Origin of the sequence: Variovorax sp. LG9.2, from assembly GCF_035018885.1 — a bacterium.
Taxonomy (GTDB): domain Bacteria; phylum Pseudomonadota; class Gammaproteobacteria; order Burkholderiales; family Burkholderiaceae_C; genus Variovorax.
Genome location: NZ_JASJXB010000009.1, coordinates 110,219 through 135,475 on the forward strand (window position 1 = coordinate 110,219; position 25,257 = coordinate 135,475).

A 25,257-nucleotide genomic window follows, 5' to 3' on the forward strand; every position below is an offset into this window, starting at 1 on the left:
CCGGCAGCCCGCCATTGGGGAATGCCGACGCCATGCGTACACTCGGGGTTTTCCTACAGCCCCCAATTCCATGTTCGGCATCGCTGACTACGGTGCGTTTGTCGCCGCCATCATTCTGTTTTTGCTGATCCCCGGCCCGGGCAATCTGGCATTGATCACGTCGACGGGCAAGGGCGGAATTCGAGGTGGCTTGGCTGCCACGCTGGGTGTGATCGCTGGCGACCAGGTATTGATGTGGGCCGCTGTCGCTGGTGTCGCTGCTTTGCTCTCCGCATATCCGATGGCCTTTCATGCCGTCCAATGGCTGGGCGCTGCTTATCTCGCGTGGCTCGGCTTAAAGATGTTGCTTGCCAAGCCCGGCGCGGCACCGATTCTCAACATCCGACCGCGGCACTTTTTTCGGCAGGCGATGGCGATCACGCTGTTGAACCCCAAAGCCATCGTCTTCTACATGGCGTTCTTCCCGCTGTTTGTCGATCCGGCGCAGCACCAAGGACTCACGACTTTCGGCGTGATGGCTGCGACGATCGCCGCGTTGACGCTCGCTTATGGACTCATCGCCACCTTGTTGACTTACTTTCTCGCCGAAAGGCTTCGTGCCAATCCGCGCGTGTCGTCGACGCTGGAAAAATTGGCGGGCGCTTTTCTGATCGGCTTCGGCGTCAAGCTGGCGCTGTCCCGCTAGCCGACCGAACAAGCACATGGCTAAAATTTTTTGCATTGCCAATCAAAAGGGCGGCGTCGGCAAGACGACCACCACCGTCAACTTGGCGGCAGGCCTGGCCAAAGTCGGTCAGCGCGTGCTCATGATCGACCTCGATCCCCAAGGCAACGCGACCATGGGGTCCGGCATCGACAAGCGGCAGCTCGAACTGTCGGTGTACGACGTACTGCTTGAGTCGGCGACTGTGGCCGAAGCTCGCGTCAAAGCCGAAAAGCTGGAGGCGGCGGGTTGCGGATATGACATCCTGGGCGCCAATCGCGAACTGGCCGGCGCAGAGGTGGAGATGGTCGCGCTCGACCGCAGGGAAAAGCGCCTGCGTACCGCGCTGGCTTCCGTCGGCGCTGAGTACGACTTCATCCTGATCGATTGCCCTCCCTCCCTCAGCCTGCTCACGCTCAACGGCCTGTGTGCGGCCCACGGCGTCATCGTGCCGATGCAATGTGAGTACTTCGCGCTCGAAGGTCTGACCGACTTGGTCAACACCATCAAGCAGGTGCACGCCAACCTCAACAAGAATTTGCAGATCATCGGCTTGCTGCGAGTGATGTTCGATCCGCGCATCACGCTGCAGCAGCAGGTGAGTGATCAACTGAAGGCGCACTTCGGCGACAAGGTTTTCGACACGGTGATCCCGCGCAACGTGCGCCTCGCGGAGGCGCCGAGCTACGGGCTACCTGGCGTGGTGTTCGACCCGTCAGCCAAGGGCAGCGTGGCCTTCGTCGCCTTCGCTAAAGAGCTCGTTGAAAAGATGCCGCCGGCCAGCGCATTGCAATCTCCGTCGGCACCCCCCGATGACGGGCCGGTCGTTGGCGTGGGCACAGCCAGCGCCGCGGGTGTGGCAGACAAGGCCTCCGGCGTGCAACCAGAAGTGCAGAACCACAATGGCGGCTAGTCCTGCGGACGGTACGGTCCTGCTGCTGCCGGGTTGGCAGAACAGCGACTCTGGTCATTGGCAAAGCCGCTGGGAAACGCTCTACGGCGACCGCCGCGTCGAGCAACACGAGTGGATGCATCCGCGCCGCGGCGACTGGTCCGCGCGCCTCGAAGAAGAAGTGCTGGCCGCGCCGAGCCGGGTGCTCCTCGTTGCACACAGCCTCGGCTGCATCCTCGTCGCCGCCTGGGCTGCGCACTCACGCAACACGCAGAAGGTGCATGCGGCGCTGCTCGTTGCGCCGGGCGACGTCGAGCGCGATGACCTGAGGCAAATGATCCCTGGCTGGGCGCCGATCGTGCGGCGGACCTTGCCTTTCAAGGCTCTGATGATCGCTGCCGACAACGATCCGTATTGCGCCATCGACCGCTCACGAGACATGGCCGCCGACTGGGGAGTCCGCTTTGTCGATTCAGTGGACGCTGGCATCGCCGGTAAAGGCGGACATCTCAACAGCGAATCTGGATTGGGTGATTGGCCCCAAGGGCGCGCCCTGCTCAACGAAATTTCGAAAGAAGAATAGCGACCATGGTCACCAAAAAACTCAAAGGCCTTGGCCGCGGACTCGAAGCCTTGCTCGGTCCGACCGCATCTTCAGCCAGCGATAGCCTCGACGGAAACGGCATTGCGCACAACCCGACCGTGCTAAGGCTCGATCAAATGGTGCCCGGCGTCTACCAGCCGCGCACGCGCATGGACGAGGGCGCGCTGTACGAATTGGCCGAGAGCATCAAGGTTCAAGGCATCATGCAGCCGATCCTGGTGCGTCGGCTAGACGCCGAATCGGCAGACGCGAAGAACGCAGAATTCGAAATCATCGCGGGTGAACGTCGCTACCGCGCAGCCAAACTGGCTGGTCTCGACAGCGTGCCGGTGCTGGTGCGCGACGTGCCCAACGAAGCCGCGGCGGCGATGTCGCTCATCGAGAACATTCAGCGTGAAGACCTCAACCCGCTCGAAGAGGCTCAAGGCCTGCAAAGGCTGGTGGCTGAGTTTGGGCTCACTCACGAAGCTGCGGCGCAGGCTGTAGGCCGTTCAAGAAGTGCGGCGAGCAACTTGCTGCGCTTGCTTAATCTGGCCGAGCCGGCGCAGGCCATGCTGATGGCGGGCGACATCGACATGGGTCACGCGCGGGCTTTGCTGTCGCTCGATCGTGGCACGCAGATCACCGCTGCCAACCAGATCGCCGCAAAGAAGATGTCGGTTAGGGAAGCTGAAGCCCTGGTCAAAAAGCTGGCGGCCGAGTTCAGCCTGTCGCCTTCGCCGCGCCACGGCAGCGCAGCGGGCGAGAAGTCTCGCGACTTGCAGCGCGTCGAAGAAGAGCTGGCCGACCTGCTCACAGCCGAAGTCGAAGTCCGGCTCAAGAAGCGCACCAAGCGCGGCGGGCAAGTGGAGCAGAGCGGTGAGCTTGCGATCCATTTCGGCACGCTCGAGGCGCTGAATGGTTTGATCGATCGCCTACGTCGAATGGCATAGGAAAGGGAGCCAGCGCGCTGCTGACCCGCATCGACAACCGCTCCGGCAAGGAGAAGATGAGCGAGCGAAACCTAGCGGAAGATTTTTCCTGGATTCATGATGTTCTTCGGGTCCAGCGCCCGCTTGATCGTCCGCATCATGTCCACCGCTCCCGCGCCCGCCTCGGTCACGAGAAAGTCCATCTTGTGCAGCCCGATGCCGTGCTCGCCGGTGCAGGTGCCTTCCAGTTCGATCGCGCGCATCACCAGCGCATGGTTCAGCGCCTCGGCCTTGGTGCGCTCTTCGGCATCGTTGGGGTCGATCAGATAGCCGAAGTGGAAGTTGCCATCGCCGACGTGACCGACCAGAAAGTAGGGGATGCCGCTGGCGTCGACCTCGGCCACCGACTCGAGCAGGCAGTCGGCCAGCCGGGAGATCGGCACGCAGGTATCGGTCGAAATCGCCCGACAGCCTGGCCGCGACTGAATCGCCGCGAAGTAGCTGTTGTGACGCGCCGCCCACAGCCGCGTGCGTTCTTCCGGCGTGCTGGCCCATTCGAAGGCATTGCCGCCGTGGCCGCTGGCGAGCTCCTGCACCGTCTCCGCCTGTTCTTTTACGCTGGCGGGGGAGCCATGAAATTCCATCAGCAGCAACGGCTCTTCGCGCAGCGTGAGCTTCGAGTACGCGTTGACCATGCGCACCGTGTTCACGTCGATCAGTTCGACCCGTGCGATCGGAACGCCCAGCTGGATGATCTCGATGGTCGTGCGCACAGCCGCCTCGATGCTCGGAAACGAGCAGATCGCCGCCGACACCGCCTCGGGCAACGGATAGATGCGTAGCGTGATTTCGGTGATGACGCCGAGCGTGCCTTCGCTGCCGACCATCAGGCGGGTGAGGTCGTAGCCTGCAGATGATTTCTTTGCGCGCGTGCCGGTACGAATGACCTCGCCACCGGCCGTGACCACTTCGAGCGCCAGCACGTTCTCGCGCATCGTGCCGTAGCGGACCGCGTTGGTGCCGCTGGCGCGGGTGGCGGTCATGCCGCCGATCGATGCGTCGGCGCCCGGGTCGATGGGAAAGAACAGGCCGGTGCTCTTGATCTCTTCGTTGAGCGCCTTGCGCGTGACGCCCGGCTGCACCGTCACCGTCAGGTCGTCAGCGTTGATCGAAAGCACCTTGTTCATGCGCGACACGTCGATGCTGATGCCACCCTGCACGGCGAGTAGATGGCCTTCGAGCGACGAGCCGACGCCGAACGGAATGACCGGCACGCTGTATTCGCTCGCGAGCGTGACTGCGTCGGCGACGTCCTGCGTCGATTCGGCGAACACCACTGCCGACGGCGGTGGCGCCTCGAACGACGACTCGTCGCGCCCATGTTGCGTTCGCACGGCGAGCGCCGTGGAACAGTTGGTGCCGAAGCGCGCCTTCAACGCGTCGATCAATGCGTCGGGTGTGTTGCGCAACGCCAATTCAGGCGTCAGATGGGCGAGGGCGGTGGGTGCGTTCATGGATGTCTCCGGAGGCGGTCTACCATTCTATGAACCTACCGCAAAACTCCACAGCAGAAAGACACGACCATGGGCAACCGCCTCACTCAGATCGCAACTCGCACTGGCGACGACGGCACCACCGGCTTGGGCGACAACACGCGCGTGCCCAAAGACCACCTGCGCGTGCACGCCATGGGCGACGTCGACGAGTTGAATTCGCAGATCGGCGTGCTGCTGTGCGAGGCGATGCCGGACAACGTGCGCGAACTGCTGGTCGACATCCAGCACCAGCTCTTCAACCTGGGCGGCGAGCTTTCGATGCCGGGCTACACGCTGCTGAAGCCGGAGGCACTGCTGCAGATCGACAACGCGCTGGTCGAGCACAACGCGGTGTTGCCACGATTGGCGGAGTTCATCTTGCCGGCGGGCACGCGCGCGGCCTCGCTGGCGCATGTGTGCCGCACAGTCGCGCGGCGCGCCGAGCGTGCGGTCGTTTCACTGGGTGCGGCAACCGAGATCAACGATGCGCTGCGGCAGTACCTGAATCGGCTCAGCGACCTGCTCTTCGTGCTGTCGCGGGTCTTGAACCGGATGGACGGCGGCGACGATGTCTACTGGAAGAGCGAGCGGATGGCGCGTGCGGCGGCGGATGGCGCAGCCGAAGATGGTGCGCCGACGGCTTAGCTTCTTGCCGCAGCCGCAGGAGACAGTCTCGACGCAAGTTCGGCCGCCGAGCCGAAAGCCAGCGTGAACCCCAACGCGCCGTGCCCGGTGTTGAAGAACATGTTGTCGGGTGCGCCGTCGACGCGGCCGATGATCGGCACGCCGGTCGGTGTAGCCGGGCGCATGCCGGTCCACGGCGCGAGTTCAAGAAAGTCGCTGCAGTGCGGGAACAGTGCTCTCGTCGCGGCGACCAGCATGTCGATGCGGCCTTCAGGAATGCGGCTGTCGTGGCCGACGATCTCCGCCATGCCGGCCACGCGCAGCCGTGAGCCGATGCGTGCGAACACCGTCTTGCGCGCGCTGTCGGTCACGTTCACTGTCGGCGCTGCGCCGGGCGAGTTGTCGACGTCGAGGGTGATGCTGTAGCCCTTCAGCGGGTACACCGGCAGGTAGGCGCCAAGCTGGCGCCCAAAGCGCGCCGAGGCGCTTCCCAGGGCCATCACGAAGGCGTCTGCCTGCACCGGGCCTCCGGCGGCTTGCACAGCCTGCACGCGGCCTTGCTGGCTCCCTCTATTCAGGTCGAAGCCTTCGATGTCCGCACCCAACGAGAAGACCACGCCACGCGCGCGAAGCACTTGTTCGAGCGCCCGGCATACCTTGAGGCAATCGGCCGCGCACTCACTGGGCGTGTGCACCGCCCCCGCGATTTGCCGGTGATAGCCCGCGAGCGCAGGCTCGATGGCGATGACCTCTTCGTTCGATACCAGCCGCTGTGGCGCCGAGCCCAAAGCGCGCTGCAGATCGATCTGGCGACGTGCGCCTTCGAGCGCATCTGCACTGCGGTACAGCACCAGCTTGCCGGTGGCAGAGAAGTCGATGTCGGCCGGCAACTCGGCGCGCACGCTGTCGAACACGGCGCGGCTCGCTGCGGCCAGCGCGAGCAGACGCGCAGTGCTGGCAGCGGCCATCGGGGCATTGCAGGCAGCCAGGAACGCGAGGCCCCAACGCCACTGCTGCGGATCGAGTTTCGGGCGCAGCTTCAGCGGCGACGAAGGCGAGAACAACAAGTGCGGCAACTGTCGCCAGATCGACGGATCGGCCAGCGGCGCCACATACGAGTAGCTCAGCTGCGCGCCGTTGCCGGCACTCGCGCCTTCGCCCGGCGCAGCACGATCGATCACCGTGACCTGATGGCCGTCGCGCTGCAGTTGCCAGGCCGTGGCCAGTCCGACGATGCCTGCGCCGAGCACGCAAATGTGCATGGATGTCCTCGTTCCTTCGTTCTGGAAAATGCCGATGCGCTCGACCTCGCGAGCTTGGCTAATGATGAGCTGCGACGCAGTGCGGATCTGGCGTGTGAAGTGTCACGGGACATGTTGGCACCCGCCTTGCGTACTGCCGAGCTCTTCCCAAGTTTCTTGTTCGTTCAATTTTCCAAAGAGGTCTCCATGAAACTTTCTGCCCTCACGACCGCCGTGCTGGCCGTTGCCGCCGCACTCGCCGCCACCACCGGCGCGCATGCTGCCGACACGCTTGCGAAGATTGCCGCAGCCAACAAGATGACTGTGGCCTACCGCGAATCGTCGGTGCCTTTCAGCTACCTCGACGGTCCTGAGAAACCCGTCGGTTTCTCGGTCGATCTGACGAACGCCATCGTCGCAGCGGTCAAGCAAAAACTGGGCAAGCCGAATCTGGAAGTCGGACTGATGGCGGTGACGTCACAAAACCGTATCCCGCTCATCACCAACGGCACGCTCGATCTCGAGTGCGGCTCCACCACCAACAACTCGGCGCGCGCCAAGGACGTCGCCTTTGCCATCAACCATTTCTATACCGGCACGCGGCTGCTCGTGAAGAAGGGCGCAGGCATCAAGGACTACCCGGACCTCAAGGGCAAGAAGGTCGCCATCACGACCGGCACGACCAACGTTCAGGTCGTGCGCAAATACAGCACCGACAAGAACCTCGACATCGACATCGTGATGGGCAAGGACCATTCCGATTCGTTGCTGCTGGTGGAGAGCGATCGCGCCACGGCTTTCGCGATGGACGACATCCTGCTCTACGGGTTGAAGTCGAACTCCAAAACCCCGGCCGACCTCGAAGTCGTCGGCGAAGCGCTGCAGGTCGAGCCGTACGCCTGCATGCTGCCCAAGGACGATCCGCAGTACAAGGCGCTGGTCGACGGCGTCATCACGGGCTTGATGAAGTCGGGCCAGTTCGACAAGCTCTACGACAAGTGGTTCATGCAGCCCATCGCGCCGAAGAACCTGCCCATCGGGCTGCCTATGAGCAAGGAACTGAAGGACAACATCAAGACGCCGAGCGACAAGCCGGCGACTTGACCGCGATCAGCAATACGAGCAACGGCAACGGCATCAGCCACGTGATCATTTCGACCGTCATGACGACGGCCGCTACGGACATCAGGACTATCGCCCCGGCAGCCAGTTCGATCGCGGCGGCTTCCCGCAGCCGCATGCCGACTGGCGTCGCGGTGGCCGCGTACCGACGGAGTACCGTGGCCGCAATTACGTAGTCAACGACTGGCGCGGCAACCACCTTAATGCGCCTCCGCGCGGTTACCAGTGGGTCGGTGTCGGCGGTGACTTCGTGCTCGCAGCCATCGCGACCGGGCTGATCGCGCAGATCATCTCGAATCAGTAGTCGCAACGGTGTGCGGGCAGTGGACCGTATCCACTTCAAGCTGCGCTAATCGGCGACAGCAGCCGGCGCCATCTGCGCGCAGACGTTCTTGCCGGTGATCGTCAGCCGGAGGCCGCCACCCTGCCACTCGAGCCAGTTGAGAGCGACGTAGGCTTCGATGTCGTCGACGTCGATCTGGTCGGCGTGCCGCTCACGGAGCATGGCGACAGTTGCCGGCAAAGCCAGCCTGAGACGGTCACGCCGGATGGTTTCGGCAGAAACGAAATCCTTCGGGGCAACGAGAGGGCGGCGCAGTGGCATGACGATCCATTTCGGGAGCAGTACTGTGTACCAATGTACGCTTGACTTAGCGGCTGACGCGGACTTATTTGGCGCTGCAGTGTCCGCAACGCGGCACTGTGCCAATGGGCCCACAGATCCCGTGATTCCATGTGATCTCTCGCGGTAGTCATCGTCTTTCTTCCCGCAAATAAGGCTCGCCCAATGCACCGGGTTCGCCATCGTTGGTCCCGCCGCCCTCGACACTTTTTTGTGCAACCGCGACCCAGATCATCACGGCGAGCGTGATGGCGTACGGCGTCATCGACACGAAGTACTGCGGCAGCTGCACCCCGGCCGCGGCGAGCTGCGGAATCAACGCTTCGATGCAGCCGAACAGCACCGCGCCAGCCAGCGCTTTCCATGGCGACCAGCGCGCGAAGATCACGAGGCCGACTGCGATCCAGCCGCGCCCACCGGTCATGCCGGCGATCCAGAGCTTGGTGCTCACGACAGAGATGTAGGCGCCCGCTAACCCGACCAGCGCCGCCCCAGAGAGCACCGCAGCGAAGCGCCATGCCCCGACGCTGATGCCGGCCGCATCGGCCGCCTGCGGGTTCTCGCCGACCGCGCGCATGCGCAGTCCGGCGCTGGTGCGCGTGAGGTACCAGACGACCGCCATGAAGATCGGCAGCGTGAGGTACACGACGATGTTCTGCGTGAAGAGCCGGCCCACCAGCGGCAGCTCCGACAACGGCCACAACGGCAGCGCACTGAAGCTGGTCACCGCCACATTGGTCCAGCCGAACAGCGTGCCGACGAGACTGGTCAAGCCCTGGCAAAAGAAGACCAGTGCCAGCCCGGCGATGACCTGGTTCACGCGCAGCAGGATCGTCATGGCGGCGAACAGGATCGACACCGCGCTCGCCGCCAGCATCGCAATGACGAGCGAAAGAGCGGGATGCCCGAAGGCGATCTGCGCGCCGATGCCGGCCAGCGCACCGACCAGCATCAAGCCTTCGGCGCCGAGCGACAGCACGCCCGATCGCTCGGTGAGAATGAGCCCGAGTGCGGCCAACGCATACGGCACTGCAAAGTCCGGCGCATTGCCTAACCAATTGGTGGCGATCGCAAAAGCACTCATCGAACGCGCCGTATCCGGTGTCGGATGAAGAAGTCCGACGAAGCCACGCAGATCACCACGATCGCCTGGATCAGCTGCACCATCGAGAACGGGATTTGATAGAACACCTGCAGGTTGCGCCCCGCCACGAAGAGCGCTGCGACCAGCACCGCAACCACCGTCGCGGCCAACGGATTGTTGCGCGCGAGGAAGGCGATCAGGATGCCGGAGAAACCGTAGCCCGCGTAGAAGGCCTGCGTCAGCCGGCCCTCCTGTCCCGCCACCACCACGAACCCCGCGATGCCCGACAGCGCGCCCGACACGAGCACCGCCGACAGGATCATCCGGCGCACCGGCACGCCCACCGCGTCGGCCATGCGCGGGTTGGCATAGACGAAGCGCAGGTACAGCCCCGCACGGCTGATGCCGACGAACCACCACGCCAGCACGGCAACGATCAGCGCGAGGCCGATCGCCGCGGTGCTCACATTGCCGAACCATTCGGGCAACCGCTCGAAGGCGCGGAACTGCTGCGAATACGGGAACGAATCCTTCGGGTCTTTCCATGCGCCGTAGACGAGGTGCAGCAGGAAGTAGCCGGCGATGTAGTTGAGCATCAGCGTCGAGATGATTTCGTTGACGCCGAGCTTCAGCTTGAGCAGCGCGGGTGCCACTGCCCACGAGAGCCCGAGCCCGATCGCCATGAGCAGCATCAGCGGCAAGCGCAGGGTCGGCGGCCCGAGGTCGAAGAACGAGATGGCCGTCGCACCGATGGCGCCCCAGATCATCTGGCCTTCGAGCCCGAGGTTCCAGAAGCGCGCACGAAACGACATCGAGGCCGCGATGCCGACGAGGACCATCGGCGCCGCCTGGAACAGCACCGCCATCAGGCTTTGCTTGTCGAACAGCGTCTGCAGCACGAACTCGTTGAGCAGCTCGTTCGCGGGCACGCCCGCCGCGACCAATATGGCCGCGGAGATGCCCATGCCGATGGCGAGCGACACAACGAGGATCGCGGCCTGCGACAGCCATCCCATCTGCTGCCGGCTCTCCAATGCGAAGCGCCGGCTTGCGAACGGCTGCCGTGCCACGGTCGTGGCGGTCGATGCGTCCACCGCGAGCTCAGCCATGGTCGACCATTGCCTGTCCCACGGCTTGCCGATCGGCCGGCTGATCGAACTCCGCCACGATGCGCCCGCGCGTCATCACGCCGACGCGATCGGCCAGCGCCAGCACTTCGTCCAGGTCTTCACTGATGAGCAGCACCGCTGCGCCGGCATCGCGCGCGGCCAGCAGCCGCGCATGCACCTCGGCACCGGCGCGCACGTCGAGCCCGCGGCTCGGGCTGTGCGCCAGCACGACGCGCGGCGTACGGCCGAACTCGCGCGCCAGCACGAGCTTCTGCGCGTTGCCACCCGAAAGCAATGCCGCCTTCTGGTCCAGGTTGCGGACGCCCTGCACGTCGAACTGTTCCACGGCGGCCTTCGCATCGGCTTGGAGTTGCGTGGTGTCGAGCCGCCACGGCGAGCCGTAGCGCCCGCCATGCACCTGGCCGATGCCGAAGTTCTCCGCCACCGACAAGGCGCCGGCCAATGCGAGCCCATAGCGATCGGCCGGGATGGCGGCGAACTGCAACGCGCGCCGTTGCGAATTCGAGGCGGCCTTCAAGTCGCCGAAATCCTCCAGCGTGATGTCGCCATCGATCGTCGAGTCGAGTCCCATCAACGCGGCGGCGAGTTCACTTTGACCGTTGCCGCCGACGCCGGCCAGACCGTAGATCTCGCCGGCGTGCAGCGTGAGGTCGACGCCATCGAGGGCAGGCCGCGCATCACTGACGACCTTGGCCGCAGCCGTGCGCAAGGCGCGCACGGTAAGCCGCGCCGCACCGGCCTGCGAGCGCTGCGGTCGCAAGGTCGAGTGCGCGATCGAGTCGCCGACGGTGAGCTGCACCAGCTCGGCCACCGCGGTCTGCTTCGGGTCGACGGTCTTCACCGTGCGGCCACCGCGCATCACCGTCACGCGGTCGGCATAGCGCCTCACGTCGGCCATCTTGTGCGTCACCAGCACGACGGCAGAACCGCTGCGCGCCAGCGCCTGCACCGTCGACAGCAAGCGTTTGGCTTCGCGGTCGGTCAGCACCGCGGTCGGCTCGTCGAGGATCAGGATGCGGGCGCCCGCGAGCAGCACTTTCAGGATCTCGACGCGCTGCTGTTCGGCGATCGACAGCCGCTCCGTGCATTGCCGCGGATCGATGGCGAAGCCGAGCTCGTCGGCCTTCGCGCGGATCTGCGCTTCGAGCATGCCGAGCCGCTTGCGATGACTGCCTTCACTCGATGCGAGCGGATGCCCGAGCAGGATGTTCTCGGCCACGGTGAAAGGCTTCACCAGCTTGAAGTGCTGGTGCACCATGCCGATGTGATGCCGCGCCGCATCGCGTGGGCCGTCGAGCCGCACTGCGTTGTCGTCGACCAGCAGCTGGCCCGACTCCGGCGCATAGAGGCCGGCCGCGATGTTCATCAGCGACGACTTGCCAGCGCCGTTCTCGCCGAGCAGCGCATGCACCTCGCCCCAGCGCGCGCTGAAGTCCGCGTCGATCAGCGCCTTGAAACCGTCGAACGATTTGCAGATGCCGGTGAGCTGCAGCGCGGTCGCCATGACGCTGAATGTCCTGCGCTTACTTTTGCGTGACCACACCCTTGACGTACCAGTCCATCTTCCACAGGTCGGCATCCGACAGCGTGCCGCCCGCAGCCACGCGCTCCTTGCCGTCGCGGTCTTTCAGCGGGCCGGCGTAGATCTGCTTGCCCTTGAGGATAGCGTCGCGCTCTGCCGTGATCATCGCGGCCTTGTCCTTGGGCACGCCCGCGCCGAAGCCTGCGATGTCGGTGCCGCCGTCCTTCATCTCGATGAAGGCGCCGTATTGCGAAGGCGTCCAGTTGCCGGCCATGATCTTCTTCAGCTCGGGCGTCAGGAACTTGTCCCAGACCCAGACCGACGAGCACAGCGTGGCCTTGGGCGCGAACTGGCGCAGATCACGATGGTGGCCGGTGCCGTACACGCCGCGCTCCTGCGCGACGATCTGCGGTGTCGGCGAATCCACGTGCTGGCCGATGACGTCGGCACCCTGGTCGATCAACGCCATGGCGGCCGCGCGCTCCTTCACCGGGTCGTTCCATGCGCCGGTGTAGATCACGTTGACGGTGGCGTTCGGGTTCATCTTTTGCGCACCGAGCGCAAAGGCGTTGACGGTCCAGTTCACCACGCCGAAGGGGTTGGCCGCCACGAAACCGAGCTTGCCCGACTTGGATGCCGCGCCGGCCGCCATGCCGCACAGGTACTGGCTCTCGTAGGTGCGGCCGTAGAACGATTCGAGGTTGCTGCCGTTGGTGGTGCCCGAGCCGTTGAGGAACGCGACGTCCGGGTACTTGGCAGCCAGTTCCTTGAAGGTGTCGGAGTAGCCGAAGGCGGTGCCGATGATGATGTTCGCGCCGCGCGAAATGAAGCGCTCGGCCGCCGGCTTGATGGCCGACGCGTCTTCGGGCACGTTCTCGACGAACTGGATCTTCTTGCCGGTCGCAGCCTCGACCTTGATGCGCGCCTCGTCGAAAGCCTGCGTCCAGCCGCCGTCGTTCTTGGGGCCGAAATAGATCATCGCGATCTTCGGCTCGCCCTTGAGCGTGAAGCCGTCGGCCATGGCCGGCGCGACGAGAACGGTGCAGGCGGTCAGCGCCACGAGGGCGTACGGGGCGGTTTTGCGGAACATGGTCAGGCCTTTGGTGATGAGCGTTGAAGACATCGAAAAGAGAAGAAGGGGACAGTCGCCGAGGGCGCGTCACATCATGAAGTTGATGCGGAAGACGTTGCCTTCCGGGTCGAGCAGCACCGACTGGTACCAGTGGTAGTAAGTGACGTAAGGCGCCTTGATCAGCGTCGCGCCGGCGGTTACTGCGATCGGCACCATGCGGTCGACATCGGCCTGGCTGTCGACGTCGATGTTGAGCAGAAACTTGACGCCGCGCGTGTCGGAGAACTCGGCTAGGTGCAGCAGCTCGTACGCTTCGAGCGCGTTGAAGCCGAGGCTCGATTTGCCGGTGTCGAGCCCACGAAAAATCGGCGAGCGAATCGCCTCGATTTCAGAGAAGCCGAAGACGCGTTGATAGAAGCCGCTGAGCGCGAGAACGTCTTTCGCAAAGACGTTGACGTAGGAAAGATGGGCCATCGAAACGTGTGCCTCAGGCCGCGACCTTGGTACCGCCGAAGGTCGTCTGTTTCACGAACTTCGACATCAGGTGGTCGCCTGAAGAAATGGGCGCGTACGTCGGCTTGGCGCCCGGTGCCAGACAGCTCGGCAGGCACTCGACCATCGCGTCGTAGTTGGGCTGGTGAAAGAACACCAGCGACTGGCGGCGGTTGGTGCTGGCTGCCTCGAAAGGTGGGTTGATCACGCGGTGCATGGTCGATACCCACTGGTCATTGGTCCACTGCATCATCAAGTCGGCGATGTTGACGACGAGGCCACCTTCGATCTGGGGCACGTCGACCCACTGGCCGGCCTTGTTGAGCACCTGCAGTCCCTTGTCGTCGGGCAGCACCACCGTCAGGCTGCCGTAGTCGCTGTGCGCACCGGCACGCAACTGGCCCGGCAACGGGGCTTCTTTCTGCGGCGGGTAGCTCAGCACGCGGAACATGCTGATGTGTTCGTCGATCTTGTCGTCGAAGAAACGCTCCGGCAGCTTCAGGCCCAGCGCGAAGATGCGCATCAGCGAGCGCGAGAGTTCGCTCATCGCCTCGAAGTATTCCTCGTACGCTTCGCGGAAGCCCGGGATGTCGGGCCAGCTGTTGGGCTCGAAGTGCGGGCCGGCCGCCTTGCCGCGGTGGTACTCGTCGTCCTGCACGTTCGACGGACCGACCGAGAACGACTCCTTCAAGTCGCCGGGTGTCGCTTCTTCCAGGCTGTACGACAAACCTTCTTCGCCGACCGCGCTGTAGCCGCGCACCGCGTCTTCGCGCGGCCGGTCGACGCGGCGCTTGTCGGCCAGCGGCAACGCGAAAAACTGGCGCGACAGCTCGGACACGCGTGCGATCAATTCGGGCGAAATGCCGTGGTGCGTGATGACCAGAAAGCCGATGCTGCGCGAAGCCTCGTCGACCTTACGTGCGACCTCGGCGCGGCCTTGTTCGGTGCCCTCGAAGTAGGGCGCGAGATCGATGATGGGTACGGTCAGCAGGGTCATGCTTCGAATCCTTTTGAAGAGCGCGAACCGGTGCGCTGCAGCGGCAGTGACATGCAACGTTTGTGCCAGTTGGACCAAATGGACAAATGCGGCAAACTGGCCCGCGTCATGCAAGCAGCACGGCATGCAGAAACAAGAAAGCAGCAGCCCATGCCGAAGACATCCGGAGGAGCGGTGAAGGCGGCCAATGCCAAGATGACCAAGACGGCCAAGGTCGTCAAGTCGACGCCCGCCACCAAGCCGTCGCAGCGCGGGCAAGCGCTGCGCACACCCGGCGTGCGCAGCGTGGCCGCGGTGAACCGCCGGCTGCGCCAGATCGAAGACAAGCGCAGCGTGATCCTTGCTGCCGCATTGGGGCTGTTCTCGCGCTTTGGCCTGCATGGCACCAGCGTCGATCAGGTGGCAGCGCGGGCCGATGTCTCCAAGAGCAATCTGCTCTATTACTTCGCCAACAAGGAAGAGCTGTACGTGAGCGTGTTGCGCGAACTGCTTGCCGTATGGCTCGAACCCTTGCGCGGTTTCAGCGCCGAGCAAGACCCGCGTGAAGCCATCGGCCACTACATCCGACGCAAGCTGGTGATCTCGCGCGATCAGCCCGACGCATCGCGGCTGTTCTGCCTCGAAATGATTCAGGGCGCACCGTTATTGCGCGACGAACTGGGGCGTGAACTGCGCGATCTGGTCGACCGCAAATCGGAGGTCATCAGGGCGTGGGTCGCGGCCGGCAAGCTGGCGCCGGTCGACCCGCATCACTTGATCTTCGCGCTGTGGGCGACCACGCAGCACTACGCCGATTTCGGAGTGCAGGTGCAAGCCATCACCGGTCGCACGCTCGACGATCCGGCGTTCTTCGAAGAGACGGTGGAGAACGTGCAGCGCATCGTGCTGCAGGGCATCCTGTCGGCCGCGAAGAACTGAACGGACGCGAAATCGGACTTGGCCTTTTGTCCCGAGCCGGCTCAGTGGGCCGGTGGCGTCACGATGTCGTGATAGCGACGATCGAAGTAGATGAGCCCATGCGCCGCTTCGCCCATCGCCACCGCCACGACCTCGCAGAACAGCACGTCGTGCGTGCCGACGCTGGTGCTGCTGGTGACGCGGCAGTCGAAGGACACGGAGGCGCCTTCGAGCACCGGCGAACCGGTGGCGCCTCGCTCCCACTGCGAGCCGGCAAAACGTTCGTCCATCGGCGTCTTGCCGCCAAAGACACTTGAGAGCGCTCGCTGTCCCGCGCCCAGTACGTTGACGCACAGCACGCCATTGGCCCGGAAGGCCGGGTACACCGAGGCGGTGCGATTGAGGCAGATGAGCAGGGTCGGCGGCTCGTCCGTCACGCTGCACACTGCCGATGCGGTGAACCCCGCGCGGCCTGCAGGGCCATCGGTGGTGATGATGTTCACCGCTGCGCCGAGCCGTGACATCGCATTGCGAAAGTCGCTGCGCTCGAGTGCTGCCTCGCGCTCGGACGGTGCTGGCACCTCGGACAAGGGCACGGGCACGGGCACGGGCACGGGCATGGTCGTGCAAGGCATGACGTCAGGCCAGCACGCAGGCTTCGTCGAACGCCAGGCGCGGCAAGCGGCCGAACACCTTGCTCGCATCACCGTGGCCGAGGTTGATCAGCAGGTTGACCGACCAGCTCGTGCCTTCGAAGAACGCGGCGTCGACCACGGCCTTGTCGAAGCCCGACATCGGACCGCAGTCGAGCCCGAGCGCACGCGCTGCCAATAAAAAGTAGCCGGCCTGCATCGAGGCATTGCGGAACGCGGTCTCGTGCGCGGCTTCGGCGCTGCCGGTGAACCAGGCGCGTGCATCGGCATGCGGAAACAGGGCAGGGAGCTTGTCGTAGAAAAGCTTGTCCCACGCACAGATCACCGTGACCGGTGCGCTCATCGTCTTGTCATGGTTGGCTTTGGACAACGACGGCGAGAGCTTCGCCTTGCCTTCGGGCGTGCGCACGAACACGAAGCGCGCTGGCGAGCAGTTGGCCGACGTCGGCGCCATGCGGGTCAGGTCGTAGACGCTCTTCAGCAACTCGTCGGACACCGGTGCGTCGGTCCAGCCGTTGTGGGTGCGGGCCTCGGTGAAGAGGGTGGCCAGTGCGGCGTGGTCGAGGGTCTGTGTCATTTGCGTTGTCCGCTGAAAGTCGCGTCAGGTTGGTTATGCGTTGGCTGTTCTTGCTGCTGCGTTTGTTGCGCGAGGAACTTCAGCAGCACCGGATTGAAGGCGTCGGCTTCGGTCACGTTGTGCGCGTGGCCGCCATGTACGACGCGCTCCATCGTCGCGTTCGGCAAGCCATCGGCCAGCCGCTGCGAGCAGGTCCACGGCACGAGTACGTCGTCGGTAGCGGTCGCGACCAGGGTCGGTACGCCGATGTCACCCAGCCGCGCATCCACATCGAACGCGCGCAACGCGCCGATGCGCGCAAGCAGGTTGGCGTCGCCCGGAAAGTTGTCGTAAGCGTGATCGACTTCGGCGGCCACGTGCTCCGCATGCGCCGCGCTCCATGCGGCCGGGTACAAAAAGATCGGCTGTGCTTCGACATAGGCGCGTCGGCCCGAGCCGGCGAGCAAGGCGATGCGGGCATCGAAACAACGCGCTGAATGTGGGTTCGGCTTCGACCACGCATTGATGAGCACCAGACTGGCGACACGCCCTGGCGCATCGAGTGCCAGCTGCAAGCCGACAAGCCCGCCGAGCGCATGCCCGACGAGGTGACAGCGTGCCGTGCCGCTGGCATCCAGCACCTCGACCACGTCGCGTGCCATGTCGGCGATGGCGTAGTCGTCGGGCAGCACACCGGGGCTGCGGTTGGTGCCGCGCTGGTCGTACACCACCACGCGCCAGTCGGCGGCGACCAGGCCGGGCAACTGCGGACGCCAGAAGCCAGCCGAACCACCGAGGCCGGACGACATCAGCACACTGGGTGCGTCCGAGTCGACGCCGTGGACTTCGAAGTGCAAAGTCATTTCAGGGGCATGGAAAATTCATGTGAGCCGGACGGCAGTCAGGGCTTGCCGACGTGCGCGATGGACGCGATCTCGATCAGCGCCTCCGGCTTGACCAGGCCGCACTGAATGCAATAGCGCGCTGGCTTCACGCCCGGAAAGTACTCGGCGTAGACCGCATTGACCTTGGCGTAGTCGGCCCAGTCCTTGATCATGATCATGTTGAAAGTCACGTCGTCCATCGTGCCGCCGGCCGTGCTGATCACGCTCTTGATGGTCTCCAGCACATGGCGCGTTTGCAGCGTAGCGTCGCCCACGTGGACCACGTTGTTGTCCTTGTCGAAGGGCAGCGTGCCCGACACGTAGACGATGCCGTCGGCCATGGTGCCGGGCACGAAAGGCGCGATCGGCGTGGTGGTGCCGGGCGGGATGATGGCTTGCTTGGGCATGGATGCTCCTGGGGATAAGTCGGATCTAAGGCACTCTCAGGCGCTGACGGTCTTGCAGAAATCTTCGACGGTGGAGACCCAGCCGAAGAAGGTCTCGACGTTGTAGACCGTCGCCTTCTGGATCGCCGCGCCGCCGAGTTCGTGCGTTGCGTCTTCCAGCATCACGCTGAAGTATTCGAGGTGGAAGGCGTCGCGCAAGGTCGACTCGACGCACACGTTGGTCGCGATGCCGGTAAACACCAGATTGCGAATGCCGCGAGCCCGCAGCGTGCTGTCGAGCGTGCTGTTGAAGAAGCCGCTGTAGCGTGTCTTGGGGATGACGATGTCGCCGGCCTGCGGCTTCATCGCGTCGATGAGCTCGTAGTCCCAGCCGCCTTTTGCAAGGAACTTGCCTTGCAACTCCGGCTTTTTGCGCATGGTCTTGAGTGCGTTCGATTTGTAGAAGTTGGGCGAGCCTGGACCACCCGCTTCGACGTAGCCTGCATCCCAGCCGTTCTGCAAGAACACGACGAGGATGCCGGCCGCGCGTGCCGCCTCGATGGTGCGTGCGATGTTGGCGATGGTGCCCTGCGCGCCCGAGATGTCGAAGCCCGCCGAGTCGACGTAGCCGCCGAGCGACGCATAGGCGTTCTGCATGTCGACCACGATGAGTGCCGAGTTGGCCGCGTGCAGCGCGACCGGTTCGGGCCGCGCGGGCAGCACCAGCGGTGCCGGCGCGCCGGGGAGGCTCGGCACGCCGACCGGCGTGGTCGACGTGATCGTGGTGTTCTTCGGGGCGACGGTGGTCATGGCGATGTCCTTCGGATCCTGGGTGATGCAGTGGCAGCGCGATTCAATTCAAGCAGCGATCGCTTCATCCTGCACCGCGGAGGGAACCGGCGTATCGACGTCGATGCGGCTCTTCATCAGCGGCTGAATGCGCTGGCCGAAGGCCTCGATGCCTTCGACGAAATAGTCGAAGGTCAGCAACACGCCTTCGGTGCCGGGCACTTCCGCCATCTCGTCGAGCATGCGCGCGACGGTGGCGTACGACCCGACCAAAGTGCCCATGTTGAGATTTACCGCCGAGGTCGGATCGGCCATCTGGCGCACGTTGGTGTCGGCGCCCGACTTGGTGTCGGCCGCGCCCTGCACGCCGAGCCACTGGATCGCGCCTTGGTCGGCGCCGGCCTTGTAGTGTTCCCACTTGGCACGCGCCGCTTCGTCGGTTTCGTCCGCGATGATCATGATGAGCACGTAGGTCGTCACGTTGCGGCCGGTCTTGGCGGCCGCGTCGATCAGTTTCTGTGCCGAAGGTGCGAACGCCTTGGGTGTGTTCACGCCTTTGCCGAAGCAGAAGTTGTAGTCGGCATGCGCGGCCGAGAATTCCATGCCGGCGTCGCTCTGGCCGGCGCAGATCACCTTCATGTCGGCTTGCGGCTGCGGGCTCAGGCGGCAGTCGTCCATCTTGAAGTGGTCGCCCTTGAAGTCGGACTGCCCGGTGGTCCACAGTTCGCGCAGCACCTGGATGTACTCGGACAGGTACTGGTAGCGCGTCGCGAAGAACTCGTCGCCCGGCCACAGGCCCATCTGCGAATACTCCGGCTTCTGCCAGCCGGTGATCAGGTTCACGCCGAAGCGCCCGCCCGAGATCGAATCGATGGTCGACGCCATGCGCGCGACGATAGCGGGCGGCATCACCAGCGATGCGGCGGTGGCGAACAGCTTGATCTTGGTGGTCACCGCGGCCAACCCGGCCATGAGGGTGAACGACTCCAGGTTGTGGTCCCAAAACTCGGTCTTGCCGCCGAAGCCGCGCAGCTTGATCATCGACAGCACGAAGTCCAGGCCGTAGTGCTCAGCCTTCAGCGTGACCTCTTTGTTGAGCGCGAAGCTCGGCTTGTACTGGGGTGCGTTCTCGGACAACAACCAGCCGTTGTTGCCGATGGGAATGAAGATGCCGACTTTCATTGGAATGGTCCTCGCCGCAGCAGGATGAACATGGGAAACGCTACATGCATGCAGCGTGCCAAGTCATAAAACCAATGAAATCAACGACCTACGTCAAGCCAGCCTGATCAATTTGTCCAAATGGTCCAAAGTGGATCGTTTGGCGCACGCCGGTTGTGCAGCCACGCACTGGCGCCGCCCGACCCCTTTTTGGATCAGCGCGCCTTGGGAGCGGGCGCAGCGACAGGTGCCGCTGCGACAGCAGGCGCGGCCGGCCGCGTGACCGCCTTCTTCACCGCATCGGGCAACTCGATCTTCACTTCGAGTACTTCGAGGTTGTCCTGCCTCTCGACATGCACCTTGAGGTCTTCGGGGCGGATCGACACATATTTGGAGATCACTGCCAAAAGCTCGCGCTGCAGCTCGGGCAGGTAGTCGGGTCGCTTGCTGTTGAGGCTGGAGCGCTCGTGCGCCAGGATGATCTGCAGCCGCTCCTTGGCGACGTTGGCAGTCTTCTTTTTCTCTCCGAGGAGAAACGAGAAAAGCGACATGCTTACTTTCCTCCGAAGATGCGTTTGAAGAAGCTCGGTTTGTCAGCGTCGATGAAGCGCAGCGGACGGTCTTCGCCCAGAAAACGGGCGACCACGTCCTGGTAGGCCTCGGCCACGTCGGTGCCCTTGTCATGGATGGCGGGCACGCCCTGGTTGGACGCGTTGAGCACCGTCTCGGATTCGGGGATGACGCCGATCAGCTTGATGCGCAGGATGTCCTTGATGTCGTCGAGCGACAGCATCTGGCCGCCGGCTACGCGGTTCGGGTTGTAGCGCGTGATGAGCAGATGCTCCTTGATCGGGTCACCACCGTCGATCGCGCGCTTGGTCTTGCTGCCGAGCATGCCCAGGATGCGGTCGGAATCGCGCACCGAAGAGACTTCGGGGTTGGTCACGATGAGCGCTTCGTCGGCGAAATGCATGGCCATCATGGCGCCGGTCTCGATGCCGGCCGGCGAGTCGCACACGATGTAGTCGAAGTCCATGTCGGACAGGTCCCTGAGGACCTTCTCGACGCCCTCTTGCGTCAGCGCTTCCTTGTCGCGCGTTTGCGAGGCAGCCAGCACGAACAGGTTCTCGCACTGCTTGTCCTTGATCAATGCCTGGTTGAGGTTGGCCTCGCCCTGAATCACGTTGATGAGGTCGTACACCACGCGGCGTTCGCAACCCATGATGAGGTCGAGGTTGCGCAGGCCGACGTCGAAGTCGATCACAGCCGTCTTCTTGCCGGCCAGCGCCAGGCCGGATGCAAAGCTGGCGCTCGTCGTCGTCTTGCCGACGCCGCCCTTGCCCGAAGTCACCACCACAATTTTGGCCATGGCCATTCCTCTTTTATGTTTCTGTTCAGGCGATCGGATCGATCACCAATTTTTTGCCGTCCAGGCGGATGGTCGCCGGCTTGCCGAGCACGTTGGCGGGCAGCGGAACCTCCGCGGTGCGGTAGATGCCCGCGATGGCCACCAGTTGCGCTTCGAGGCAGGTCGAAAAGATGCGCGCATCGATGTTGCCGCGAGCGCCCGCAATGGCTTTGCCACGCAACGGTGCATACACATGGATGTTGCCATCGGCGATGATCTCGGCACCGAAGCTCACGACCGCGGTGACGATGACGTCGCCACCGCGTGCATAGACCTGCTGGCCCGAGCGCAGCGGCTTGTCGATGACGAGCGTGCCGTTGGCAGGCACGGGCACCTCGCGCACGATCTGCGGTGCTTCCGGTGCAGCGGCAACCGCTTCTTGCGTTGGAGCCCGAGGCGCCGGGGACACCGGCATGGCCGCCAGCGACAGACCGGCCGCGCGTGCCGCGATGTTTTGCAGCTCGCTGCCACCTCGTACGGCAATGGGCTGCGTCTGGTGGCGCGCCAGCAGGCTGCGCAGCCGGGCGAAGTCGATGTCGGGTGCCGTACCGGTTTCTTGCAGCACAGACAGGTCGATCACCACCGGCTCTTGCTCGAAGAAGTCGGGTGAGTCGGCGAGCTGCGCATCGAGCGCTTCAGCCAGCACCGCGAGGTCGGCGGTCTTGAGGATCACCGCGATCAGCGGGAGCGTGGCGCTCTTGAATTCGAAAACCGCCTTGGTGCGCGCGGCGGATGAATCGGCCATGGAAAACGTTCGTTCGAAAAGCTGGCGAGTCTACCGGGCTCGCTGCGACTGCCCGGCAAAAAGCAGGCCCGATGACCGGGACGATCTACACCTCTTGCATGCGGTTGCACTTTTTCAGCCGTCAGGCAAAGGCGACGCACTCCTACAGCGAAGCGTTTTCGCAGCGGCAAACTGCTTCACTTGGAAAAAAATACTTCTTCGACCATTGCGCAGTCAAGCATTGCCTTGCAGCCTATTCTGGATGTGCGGAAGGCACATCCCGGCGGCGTGCACTTCACTTACTCGGTGAGCGCCGTTGTGGTTCCGGAACAGGGATCTCCCGGCGAGTTGTTCGACTCGGTCGAGCGCTGTCTTTACGACGCCGGGCTCGCGCTCCAGCACTACTTCGACGGCGTGCAAATTCGCTACGAAGGCATTGCACTCGGAACATACGCCGTGTCGCGTTTGGTCAACGATCCGCTCGGTTTGTTCGATGATCTGCTGCAGCGCCTGATTGCGACTTTCCGCATGCGAACCAGAGGCTACGTCACGACGCCACGCGCATCGGGATTGGGTACCGTTTCCATGGCGGTTCCATCGACAGGCACGCCCGCGGTCGAACGAGTCGATTCGTAAGTCGCCGGGCGGGTCGCGTCAGCTCTTCGCCCCGTTCGCGTGGTTGGCGCCACCACGCGGCTGCAGCACCGCCATCGTGATGCGCGAGACGCAGGTCAATTCGCCAGTGTCGTTCTTCATGTCGATCTGCCACACCTGCGTGGTCCGACCACGGTGAACAGGGCGCGCCGTGGCCGTCACCCAGCCGCTGGTGGCAGAGCGCAGATGGTTGGCGTTGATGTCCAACCCCACCGCGCGGTCGCCTTCCGGGGCTGAATAGTGGGCACCGCAAGATCCCAGCGTTTCGGCCAGCACCACCGACACGCCGCCGTGCAGCAGGCCATACGGCTGGCGGGTGCGCACGTCGACCGGCACGCGACCGGTGATGAAGTCGTCGCCGACCTCGGTGAACTCCATGCCGAGGTGCTCGACCGCAGTGCCCACGTGGCTCTGGGTCAGTAGTTCTATCGAGATTTCTTTCTTCCAGATCCGCATGGGTGTTGCTCCAGTGAACGATTGCCGAAACTATAGCGACGGCGGCTGACAGGCCGCGGAGCCACCGCGCGCTAAGCTGAAACGATGACCCGCACCCAACGTTGGCTGACCGGAATCGCCGTGGCGTCGGGCGTGGTGGTGAGTGCGTTGGTCGTCACCGCCAGCGCGCTTTTGCCGAGCGACGAAAAGATCGCAGCCGAGCTCAGCGCACGCTTCGAAGAGAACTTCGGCATCGGTCTCAAGATCGGTAGCGCGCACCGCACGCTGTGGCCCATGCCGACCTTGGTGCTGAACGAGCTGGCGACTGCGCAAGCGCAGCCCATCGCCGCCAGGCGCGTGATGCTCCGGCTGCGCGTCGCACCGTTGTGGCACCGCGAGATCGCGTTCGACGCGGTCGATGTCGAAGGCGCCGTTTTTCCCAGTGCGTCGGTGCGGGCGTTTCGAGGGCGTGGCGGTGCCGGCAAACCAGACGACCTGGCGAAGAAACACCTGCCCAGCAAGTGGACGTTGGCATCGACACCGGTCGAGCAATTGCGCTGGCGCGACGTCCGCTGGATCGACCGGCGCGACATCGAACTCGCCTATGACGGCGAGGTCACCTTCGACGCCAGCTGGCGACCGCGGGTGGCGGCGATTCGCCGGCTGGGCGTCGAGCCTGTGACGCAAGCCCGCGCCGAGCGCGTCGGCAGCAACGAAGACCGATGGCGCGTTTTTATGGAAGCCGGTGGCGGCACGTGGAACGGCGAAGCCAGGCTCGACACCACGCCCGCCGGACTGCTGCGTGTCACAGGTCGATTCGAAGCAAAGGCGATCGACATCGAAAGCCTGGTGAAAGCATTCGACCGGCGTGCGCCACTGGCCGGCAAACTGTCGGGCACGACCGAGATCGATGTCGAGGGCGAGCAGGTCACCGAGTTCGCCCGAAAGCTGCACACGCGCACGCGGTTCTCGGTCAAGCCCGCAGCGCTGACACGAATCGATCTCGCCAAAGCAGTCAGCACCGCCGGCACCAGCCGCGGCGGTCGCACGCCGCTCGATGAGCTCAGCGGCACGCTCGACACCCAAGGCACCGACGACGGCGTCGTCCTCAAGTACACCAACCTCAAGGCACGCTCCGGCGTACTTACCGCCACGGGCAACGTGCGCTTGTTCAATCGCAAGATCGATGGCGATGTGGCGGTCGACATCGTCGACGGCGTGGTGGGCGTGCCATTGAAAGTGGCTGGCACGGTCGATGAACCGGAGGTGTCGCTGACTGGCGCTGCGCTCACCGGGGCTGCGATAGGCACCGCGGTGCTGCCGGGCGTGGGAACCGCGATCGGAGCGCGCATCGGGCAGCAGGTCGAGCGGATGTTCGGTGGGAAGAAGGACGGTAAAGCGAAGGCCGGGGTGGGGCGGCCTTAGCTGCTTGGCGGGTTGTGTGCCGTTGCAGGAAATCAGACCCCCAGCCACCCAGCCAGTTCATCAGGCGCCGCACTCAATTCAGCGGAAGAAGACGCCAGCACGATGCGACCCTTCTCCATCACCACGGCAAGATCGGTATGCGCCAGCACACGGCGCCAATCGCGGTCCACGATCAGCGTCGCGATACCGGTGGCTCTGATGTCGCCGATCACGCGCCAGATCTCCGCGACCACCAGCGGCGCGAGTCCTTCGGTCGCTTCGTCGAGCACCAGCAGGCGTGGGTTCGTCATCAGGGCCCGGCCGATCGCGAGCATCTGCTGTTCGCCGCCCGACAGTTGCTGCCCGCCGAAATTGAGCCGCTCGGACAGCCGCGGAAAGGTCGCCATCACGCGATCGAAAGTCCAGTCGCGTGCGCCGCCGATGCCCGCCCGTTCGCTCATCACCAGGTTCTCTCGCACCGACAGGTTGGGGAAGATGCCGCGGCCCTCCGGCACGTAGCCGATGCCGCGTCGCGCGATCTTTTCCGGTGCGCTGCCGGTCACGTCGATGCCGTCGAGCAGTAAACGGCCCGACGCCGGCCGCACGTAGCCCATCAGCGTGCGGATGAGCGTGGTCTTGCCCATGCCGTTGCGCCCGAGCAAGCCGAGCGACGTGGCGGCAGGGAGTTCGATATCGACACCGCGCAGGATGTGGCTGTCGCCGTAATACGTGTTGATGGCTTCGATCTGGAGCAC

28 protein-coding genes and 2 pseudogenes are annotated in these 25,257 nt (G+C 64.2%); 10 read left to right on the plus strand and 20 right to left on the minus strand.

Features of this window, described 5'->3' with window-relative positions; all coding sequences use genetic code 11:
- Window positions 1-70 precede the first annotated feature (70 nt).
- Genes QN413_RS11880 through QN413_RS11895 form a run of 4 tightly spaced genes read left to right on the plus strand, consistent with a single transcriptional unit; the run spans window position 71 to window position 3,131 of the window.
- Window positions 71-685 (plus strand): LysE family transporter, encoded by a 615-nt coding sequence (locus tag QN413_RS11880; protein ID WP_323496810.1) that lies wholly within the window; start codon window positions 71-73, stop codon window positions 683-685.
- A gap of 16 nt (window positions 686-701) precedes the next feature.
- Window positions 702-1,616: a ParA family protein gene (locus QN413_RS11885; RefSeq protein WP_323496811.1), complete on the plus strand. Its 915-nt coding sequence runs from the start codon at window positions 702-704 to the stop codon at window positions 1,614-1,616.
- Window positions 1,606-2,178, plus strand: coding sequence for an alpha/beta hydrolase (locus QN413_RS11890; RefSeq protein ID WP_323496812.1), 573 nt, complete (start codon window positions 1,606-1,608; stop codon window positions 2,176-2,178). The genes QN413_RS11885 and QN413_RS11890 overlap by 11 nt, the downstream gene beginning before the upstream one ends.
- 5 nt (window positions 2,179-2,183) lie before the next feature.
- Entirely contained in the window at window positions 2,184-3,131 is a 948-nt protein-coding gene (locus QN413_RS11895) for a ParB/RepB/Spo0J family partition protein (RefSeq protein WP_323496813.1), read from the plus strand.
- 71 nt (window positions 3,132-3,202) lie between these two features.
- On the opposite strand, the gene QN413_RS11900 is transcribed toward QN413_RS11895, so the two are convergent.
- Entirely contained in the window at window positions 3,203-4,624 is a 1,422-nt protein-coding gene (locus QN413_RS11900; protein WP_323496814.1) for an FAD-binding oxidoreductase, read from the minus strand.
- Between the two features lie 69 nt (window positions 4,625-4,693).
- Between QN413_RS11900 and QN413_RS11905 the strand changes: the two genes are divergently transcribed.
- Window positions 4,694-5,290, plus strand: a complete 597-nt coding sequence (locus tag QN413_RS11905; RefSeq protein WP_323496815.1) for a cob(I)yrinic acid a,c-diamide adenosyltransferase — start codon at window positions 4,694-4,696, stop codon at window positions 5,288-5,290.
- Here QN413_RS11905 and QN413_RS11910 read toward each other — a convergent pair.
- Window positions 5,287-6,531 carry a D-amino acid dehydrogenase gene (locus QN413_RS11910; RefSeq protein ID WP_323496816.1) on the minus strand — a complete coding sequence of 415 codons (1,245 nt, stop codon included), beginning with the start codon at window positions 6,529-6,531 and terminating at the stop codon, window positions 5,287-5,289. The two genes, QN413_RS11905 and QN413_RS11910, sit on opposite strands and share 4 nt — an antisense overlap.
- Window positions 6,532-6,717: 186 nt before the next feature.
- Between QN413_RS11910 and QN413_RS11915 the strand changes: the two genes are divergently transcribed.
- Together QN413_RS11915 and QN413_RS27340 are read left to right on the plus strand one after the other, a co-directional pair.
- Window positions 6,718-7,614, plus strand: coding sequence for a transporter substrate-binding domain-containing protein (locus tag QN413_RS11915; RefSeq protein ID WP_323496817.1), 897 nt, complete (start codon window positions 6,718-6,720; stop codon window positions 7,612-7,614).
- A 211-nt stretch (window positions 7,615-7,825) separates the two neighbouring features.
- Window positions 7,826-7,936 (plus strand): annotated as a pseudogene (locus tag QN413_RS27340) (RcnB family protein); the annotation flags it as partial.
- Between the two features lie 45 nt (window positions 7,937-7,981).
- Here the strand turns inward: QN413_RS27340 and QN413_RS11925 are convergent.
- The 7 genes from QN413_RS11925 to QN413_RS11955 all read right to left on the minus strand — a co-directional run bounded on the left by QN413_RS11925 (window position 7,982) and on the right by QN413_RS11955 (window position 14,551).
- Window positions 7,982-8,236 carry a hypothetical protein gene (locus QN413_RS11925; RefSeq protein ID WP_187053792.1) on the minus strand — a complete coding sequence of 85 codons (255 nt, stop codon included), beginning with the start codon at window positions 8,234-8,236 and terminating at the stop codon, window positions 7,982-7,984.
- 148 nt (window positions 8,237-8,384) lie between these two features.
- The gene (locus tag QN413_RS11930; protein WP_323496818.1) at window positions 8,385-9,338 is read right to left on the minus strand and encodes an ABC transporter permease; all 954 of its coding nucleotides are present in this window, start codon (window positions 9,336-9,338) and stop codon (window positions 8,385-8,387) included.
- Window positions 9,335-10,447 carry an ABC transporter permease gene (locus QN413_RS11935; RefSeq protein ID WP_323496819.1) on the minus strand — a complete coding sequence of 371 codons (1,113 nt, stop codon included), beginning with the start codon at window positions 10,445-10,447 and terminating at the stop codon, window positions 9,335-9,337. The genes QN413_RS11930 and QN413_RS11935 overlap by 4 nt, the downstream gene beginning before the upstream one ends.
- The gene (locus QN413_RS11940) at window positions 10,440-11,972 is read right to left on the minus strand and encodes an ABC transporter ATP-binding protein (protein WP_323496820.1); all 1,533 of its coding nucleotides are present in this window, start codon (window positions 11,970-11,972) and stop codon (window positions 10,440-10,442) included. The genes QN413_RS11935 and QN413_RS11940 overlap by 8 nt, the downstream gene beginning before the upstream one ends.
- Window positions 11,973-11,991: 19 nt before the next feature.
- Complete coding sequence (locus QN413_RS11945) at window positions 11,992-13,080, minus strand: BMP family ABC transporter substrate-binding protein (RefSeq protein ID WP_409050846.1); 1,089 nt, start codon at window positions 13,078-13,080, stop codon at window positions 11,992-11,994.
- A 69-nt stretch (window positions 13,081-13,149) separates the two neighbouring features.
- Window positions 13,150-13,536: a VOC family protein gene (locus QN413_RS11950; RefSeq protein ID WP_323496821.1), complete on the minus strand. Its 387-nt coding sequence runs from the start codon at window positions 13,534-13,536 to the stop codon at window positions 13,150-13,152.
- 13 nt (window positions 13,537-13,549) lie between these two features.
- Complete coding sequence (locus tag QN413_RS11955) at window positions 13,550-14,551, minus strand: isopenicillin N synthase family dioxygenase (RefSeq protein WP_323496822.1); 1,002 nt, start codon at window positions 14,549-14,551, stop codon at window positions 13,550-13,552.
- 150 nt (window positions 14,552-14,701) lie between these two features.
- Between QN413_RS11955 and rutR the strand changes: the two genes are divergently transcribed.
- The gene (gene rutR / locus QN413_RS11960; RefSeq protein WP_323496823.1) at window positions 14,702-15,469 is read left to right on the plus strand and encodes an HTH-type transcriptional regulator RutR; all 768 of its coding nucleotides are present in this window, start codon (window positions 14,702-14,704) and stop codon (window positions 15,467-15,469) included.
- 41 nt (window positions 15,470-15,510) lie between these two features.
- Here the strand turns inward: rutR and rutF are convergent, their stop codons facing one another.
- The 9 genes and pseudogenes from rutF to minC all read right to left on the minus strand — a co-directional run bounded on the left by rutF (window position 15,511) and on the right by minC (window position 22,030).
- Window positions 15,511-16,083: an NADH-dependent FMN reductase RutF gene (gene rutF / locus QN413_RS11965; protein WP_323496824.1), complete on the minus strand. Its 573-nt coding sequence runs from the start codon at window positions 16,081-16,083 to the stop codon at window positions 15,511-15,513.
- Between the two features lie 4 nt (window positions 16,084-16,087).
- On the minus strand, window positions 16,088-16,678 hold the full coding sequence (locus QN413_RS11970) for a malonic semialdehyde reductase (RefSeq protein WP_323496825.1): 591 nt from the start codon (window positions 16,676-16,678) through the stop codon (window positions 16,088-16,090).
- The gene (rutD, locus tag QN413_RS11975) at window positions 16,675-17,520 is read right to left on the minus strand and encodes a pyrimidine utilization protein D (protein ID WP_323496826.1); all 846 of its coding nucleotides are present in this window, start codon (window positions 17,518-17,520) and stop codon (window positions 16,675-16,677) included. Before rutD ends, QN413_RS11970 begins: the two co-directional genes overlap by 4 nt.
- A gap of 38 nt (window positions 17,521-17,558) precedes the next feature.
- A complete protein-coding gene (gene rutC / locus QN413_RS11980) occupies window positions 17,559-17,948 on the minus strand; it encodes a pyrimidine utilization protein C (RefSeq protein WP_323496827.1) in 390 nt (129 codons plus the stop codon).
- 36 nt (window positions 17,949-17,984) lie between these two features.
- On the minus strand, window positions 17,985-18,737 hold the full coding sequence (gene rutB, locus QN413_RS11985; RefSeq protein ID WP_323496828.1) for a pyrimidine utilization protein B: 753 nt from the start codon (window positions 18,735-18,737) through the stop codon (window positions 17,985-17,987).
- Window positions 18,738-18,785: 48 nt separating this feature from the next.
- Window positions 18,786-19,898 carry a pyrimidine utilization protein A gene (gene rutA / locus QN413_RS11990; RefSeq protein WP_323496829.1) on the minus strand — a complete coding sequence of 371 codons (1,113 nt, stop codon included), beginning with the start codon at window positions 19,896-19,898 and terminating at the stop codon, window positions 18,786-18,788.
- A 278-nt stretch (window positions 19,899-20,176) separates the two neighbouring features.
- A pseudogene (minE, locus tag QN413_RS11995) lies at window positions 20,177-20,428 on the minus strand (cell division topological specificity factor MinE); the annotation flags it as partial.
- 2 nt (window positions 20,429-20,430) lie between these two features.
- Window positions 20,431-21,246: a septum site-determining protein MinD gene (gene minD, locus QN413_RS12000; RefSeq protein WP_323496830.1), complete on the minus strand. Its 816-nt coding sequence runs from the start codon at window positions 21,244-21,246 to the stop codon at window positions 20,431-20,433.
- Between the two features lie 25 nt (window positions 21,247-21,271).
- Window positions 21,272-22,030: a septum site-determining protein MinC gene (minC, locus tag QN413_RS12005; RefSeq protein WP_323496831.1), complete on the minus strand. Its 759-nt coding sequence runs from the start codon at window positions 22,028-22,030 to the stop codon at window positions 21,272-21,274.
- A 225-nt stretch (window positions 22,031-22,255) separates the two neighbouring features.
- Between minC and QN413_RS12010 the strand changes: the two genes are divergently transcribed.
- Window positions 22,256-22,645: a hypothetical protein gene (locus tag QN413_RS12010; RefSeq protein ID WP_323496832.1), complete on the plus strand. Its 390-nt coding sequence runs from the start codon at window positions 22,256-22,258 to the stop codon at window positions 22,643-22,645.
- Window positions 22,646-22,663: 18 nt separating this feature from the next.
- On the opposite strand, the gene QN413_RS12015 is transcribed toward QN413_RS12010, so the two are convergent.
- A complete protein-coding gene (locus QN413_RS12015) occupies window positions 22,664-23,119 on the minus strand; it encodes a hotdog fold thioesterase (protein WP_323496833.1) in 456 nt (151 codons plus the stop codon).
- A gap of 84 nt (window positions 23,120-23,203) precedes the next feature.
- Between QN413_RS12015 and QN413_RS12020 the strand changes: the two genes are divergently transcribed.
- Window positions 23,204-24,523, plus strand: coding sequence for a hypothetical protein (locus tag QN413_RS12020; protein WP_323496834.1), 1,320 nt, complete (start codon window positions 23,204-23,206; stop codon window positions 24,521-24,523).
- Window positions 24,524-24,555: 32 nt separating this feature from the next.
- On the opposite strand, the gene QN413_RS12025 is transcribed toward QN413_RS12020, so the two are convergent.
- Window positions 24,556-25,257, minus strand: coding sequence for an ABC transporter ATP-binding protein (locus tag QN413_RS12025; protein WP_323496835.1), 702 nt, complete (start codon window positions 25,255-25,257; stop codon window positions 24,556-24,558).

Excerpts from the sequence above, each read along its gene's own strand:
- rutR (WP_323496823.1), top strand. The coding sequence starts at position 14,702 with ATGCCGAAGACATCCGGAGGAGCGGTGAAGGCGGCCAATGCCAAGATG.
- QN413_RS11915 (WP_323496817.1), top strand. The coding sequence starts at position 6,718 with ATGAAACTTTCTGCCCTCACGACCGCCGTGCTGGCCGTTGCCGCCGCA.
- QN413_RS11935 (WP_323496819.1), bottom strand. The coding sequence starts at position 10,447 with ATGGCTGAGCTCGCGGTGGACGCATCGACCGCCACGACCGTGGCACGG.
- minC (WP_323496831.1), bottom strand. The coding sequence starts at position 22,030 with ATGGCCGATTCATCCGCCGCGCGCACCAAGGCGGTTTTCGAATTCAAG.
- minD (WP_323496830.1), bottom strand. The coding sequence starts at position 21,246 with ATGGCCAAAATTGTGGTGGTGACTTCGGGCAAGGGCGGCGTCGGCAAG.
- QN413_RS12020 (WP_323496834.1), top strand. The coding sequence starts at position 23,204 with ATGACCCGCACCCAACGTTGGCTGACCGGAATCGCCGTGGCGTCGGGC.
- QN413_RS11890 (WP_323496812.1), top strand. The coding sequence starts at position 1,606 with ATGGCGGCTAGTCCTGCGGACGGTACGGTCCTGCTGCTGCCGGGTTGG.
- QN413_RS12015 (WP_323496833.1), bottom strand. The coding sequence starts at position 23,119 with ATGCGGATCTGGAAGAAAGAAATCTCGATAGAACTACTGACCCAGAGC.
- QN413_RS11880 (WP_323496810.1), top strand. The coding sequence starts at position 71 with ATGTTCGGCATCGCTGACTACGGTGCGTTTGTCGCCGCCATCATTCTG.
- rutD (WP_323496826.1), bottom strand. The coding sequence starts at position 17,520 with ATGACTTTGCACTTCGAAGTCCACGGCGTCGACTCGGACGCACCCAGT.
- QN413_RS11930 (WP_323496818.1), bottom strand. The coding sequence starts at position 9,338 with ATGAGTGCTTTTGCGATCGCCACCAATTGGTTAGGCAATGCGCCGGAC.
- QN413_RS11905 (WP_323496815.1), top strand. The coding sequence starts at position 4,694 with ATGGGCAACCGCCTCACTCAGATCGCAACTCGCACTGGCGACGACGGC.
- rutA (WP_323496829.1), bottom strand. The coding sequence starts at position 19,898 with ATGAAAGTCGGCATCTTCATTCCCATCGGCAACAACGGCTGGTTGTTG.
- rutC (WP_323496827.1), bottom strand. The coding sequence starts at position 17,948 with ATGCCCAAGCAAGCCATCATCCCGCCCGGCACCACCACGCCGATCGCG.
- QN413_RS11895 (WP_323496813.1), top strand. The coding sequence starts at position 2,184 with ATGGTCACCAAAAAACTCAAAGGCCTTGGCCGCGGACTCGAAGCCTTG.
- QN413_RS11945 (WP_409050846.1), bottom strand. The coding sequence starts at position 13,080 with ATGTTCCGCAAAACCGCCCCGTACGCCCTCGTGGCGCTGACCGCCTGC.
- QN413_RS11910 (WP_323496816.1), bottom strand. The coding sequence starts at position 6,531 with ATGCACATTTGCGTGCTCGGCGCAGGCATCGTCGGACTGGCCACGGCC.
- QN413_RS11940 (WP_323496820.1), bottom strand. The coding sequence starts at position 11,972 with ATGGCGACCGCGCTGCAGCTCACCGGCATCTGCAAATCGTTCGACGGT.
- QN413_RS11970 (WP_323496825.1), bottom strand. The coding sequence starts at position 16,678 with ATGACACAGACCCTCGACCACGCCGCACTGGCCACCCTCTTCACCGAG.
- QN413_RS11885 (WP_323496811.1), top strand. The coding sequence starts at position 702 with ATGGCTAAAATTTTTTGCATTGCCAATCAAAAGGGCGGCGTCGGCAAG.
- QN413_RS11950 (WP_323496821.1), bottom strand. The coding sequence starts at position 13,536 with ATGGCCCATCTTTCCTACGTCAACGTCTTTGCGAAAGACGTTCTCGCG.
- QN413_RS11955 (WP_323496822.1), bottom strand. The coding sequence starts at position 14,551 with ATGACCCTGCTGACCGTACCCATCATCGATCTCGCGCCCTACTTCGAG.
- rutB (WP_323496828.1), bottom strand. The coding sequence starts at position 18,737 with ATGACCACCGTCGCCCCGAAGAACACCACGATCACGTCGACCACGCCG.
- QN413_RS11900 (WP_323496814.1), bottom strand. The coding sequence starts at position 4,624 with ATGAACGCACCCACCGCCCTCGCCCATCTGACGCCTGAATTGGCGTTG.
- rutF (WP_323496824.1), bottom strand. The coding sequence starts at position 16,083 with ATGCCTTGCACGACCATGCCCGTGCCCGTGCCCGTGCCCGTGCCCTTG.
- QN413_RS11925 (WP_187053792.1), bottom strand. The coding sequence starts at position 8,236 with ATGCCACTGCGCCGCCCTCTCGTTGCCCCGAAGGATTTCGTTTCTGCC.